This window comes from Rhodovulum sp. (assembly GCF_011048875.1).
Classification (GTDB): domain Bacteria; phylum Pseudomonadota; class Alphaproteobacteria; order Rhodobacterales; family Rhodobacteraceae; genus Rhodovulum; species Rhodovulum tesquicola.
The window spans coordinates 1-2,150 of record NZ_DSDD01000201.1; the positions used below are offsets into that span (position 1 = coordinate 1).

Sequence of the window (2,150 nt, forward strand, 5' to 3'; positions counted from 1 at the left end):
GTCAGCTCCGTCCGTGTGATCGCTACCCCTGCCATGCCTGCCTCCATCCTTTGAGACCGCACTGAGCCAGAGTTCGTGAGCTTTGGGAATCCCCCTCGAGTCAGCCGAACGGGCCGTTGGTATGACCGATCTCCCCAGCCCGGCCACCGGCCATCCGGCGCAAGGCCATCACGGGCCGGGGGCGCAGCCCCCGGCCCCCGGTCGCCTCGCGAAGCGAGGCGAAATCCTGGTCGCGGCGCCTCGGCGCGCGCACCGCCCAACGCAAAAGGGCCGCGCCAAGGACGCAGCCCCGTATAAGGTCACCGTCAGGCAGGCGTTACTTGATCTTGCCTTCCTTGTACTCGACGTGCTTGCGCACGACGGGGTCGTATTTCTTGATCACCATCTTCTCGGTCATCGTGCGGGCGTTCTTCTTGGTCACGTAGAAATGCCCGGTGTCCGCGGTCGAGTTCAGGCGGATCTTGATGGTCGTCGGCTTCGCCATGTCTCATCTCCGTCTCGCGGGGCGCATCGCCGCCGCCCCACCAAATTCCATGAAGTCCGCCTTTTAGCGATCCTCACCCGCGAGTCAAGCGGCTTCGGCAGGTTCAGCCCAGCACCTGCGGCAGCCGCATCGCCTGGTGGATCCGGGTGCGCGCGGCGATGCCCAGATGCAGCGCGGCGGCGAGCCGGTCGAGATAGGCGATCCCGGCGGGGTCGGTGATGTCGATCATCAGCACCGAGGCCGCATAGACCGCCGTGCGCTGATAGCTGCCGGTCTCGGCGGCCAGCGCGTCGATATCGACGGGCCGGGCCAGCTCGGCCTCGACAAAGGCGCGCTCCTCCTCGCTCTGGTCGCCCAGCAGGTCGAACAGGCGTGCCCGTTCGCCCGCGTCGATCTGGCCATCGGCTTTCGCCGCCTGCACCATCGCCCGGATCATCAGCCGGGCCTGGCGTTCCAGCGTGGTACCGGGTGGCGTGCCGCTGCCCATCGCGGCGCCGAGGTCACGCGCATCGCCCGAGCCCGCCCATGTGGCCGCCCAGAGCGCCGACATCAGCCCGGCCACGCCCAGCACCGCGCTGTCGCCCGCCCCCCGCGCCCGCGCGCCCATCCAGCCCAGGTTCCGCTCCAGCCCGGCCGCGCCGCCCTGGACCTGCATCCGCTCCAGCAGCGCACCGACCTGGCTGGCGATCGCCGCTTGCGAGGCGGTGGATTGCAGCGTGCGCGCCAGCCCCGCGCCGCCGCCGGTCTTCTGGAACCTGTCCATGCCCTTGGCCGCGGCATAACCGACGACAAGGGTCGCCATCGTCCTGACAAAACTCATGCTCTCTCCATCCCGCTGTCCGGTGCGCCATCGGGGAAGCCCCCCGGGTGCCAGACTAGCGACACGACCGCCCTGCCCCAACGGCCCCGATGTCGCGCATCGGGGCCGCAGGTGGGGTCAGGCCGACAGCCCCATCATCTTGCGGATCTGCGCCACCTTGGCGTCATCGAGCCCCAGCGCCGAGGCAAGCGAGGCCAGATAGGCCTCTTCGGCGGGGCTGTCGATGCGGCCCATGCTGGCGGCCGAGGCATAGACCTGCGCACGCATCGCCTCGGACGTGTCATTGGCCAGCGCGACGGGATCGACCGGGGCGGCCATCTGCGCCTCGACAAAGGCGCGTTCCTCGTCGGTCGCGTCGCCCAGCACCTTCATGATCTTCGCGCGTTCCGCGTCGTCGATCTGGCCATCGGCCTTGGCTGACTGGATCATCGCCCGGATCATCAGCTTGGCGTTTTCCTCCATCGACAAGCTCGCCACCGAACTGCCGGTCATCGCGTCGATCATCTGGCTGGCCTGCGCCGTGCCCGCCGCCGCGGCACTGCCCAGCGCCGCCATCAGCCCGGCAACGCCCGCCGTCGCGGCCTCGCCGGTGCGGTCCATGCCGCGCCCCATGCCGGCCATCATCTCCTGCAGCTTCGCCGTCCCGCCCGGCAGGCCCATCCTCTCCATCATCGAGTCGAGCTGGCCGGTCATCTGCGACAATTGCTCGTTCGACTTCATCTTGTCCTGCAGGCCGGCCATGCCGCCCATCTTCCTGTATTGCTCCACCCCCTTGGCCGCGGCAAAGCCCGCGGCCAGCGTGGCCATGGTCCTGACGAAACTCATTGGACAATCCTCCTCGGCGAA

Annotated in this window: 3 protein-coding genes; all 3 read right to left on the reverse strand. The window is 68.9% G+C overall.

Going from position 1 to position 2,150, the window contains the following annotated elements; all coding sequences use genetic code 11:
* Nucleotides 1-316: 316 nt before the first annotated feature.
* The 3 genes from rpmG to ENN83_RS07005 all read right to left on the reverse strand — a co-directional run bounded on the left by rpmG (nucleotide 317) and on the right by ENN83_RS07005 (nucleotide 2,129).
* Nucleotides 317-484, reverse strand: a complete 168-nt coding sequence (rpmG, locus tag ENN83_RS06995) for a 50S ribosomal protein L33 (protein WP_132694922.1) — start codon at nucleotides 482-484, stop codon at nucleotides 317-319.
* Between the two features lie 103 nt (nucleotides 485-587).
* Nucleotides 588-1,304, reverse strand: coding sequence for a DUF533 domain-containing protein (locus ENN83_RS07000; protein ID WP_287185514.1), 717 nt, complete (start codon nucleotides 1,302-1,304; stop codon nucleotides 588-590).
* Between the two features lie 117 nt (nucleotides 1,305-1,421).
* The gene (locus ENN83_RS07005) at nucleotides 1,422-2,129 is read right to left on the reverse strand and encodes a DUF533 domain-containing protein (RefSeq protein ID WP_287185515.1); all 708 of its coding nucleotides are present in this window, start codon (nucleotides 2,127-2,129) and stop codon (nucleotides 1,422-1,424) included.
* Nucleotides 2,130-2,150: the final 21 nt, after the last annotated feature.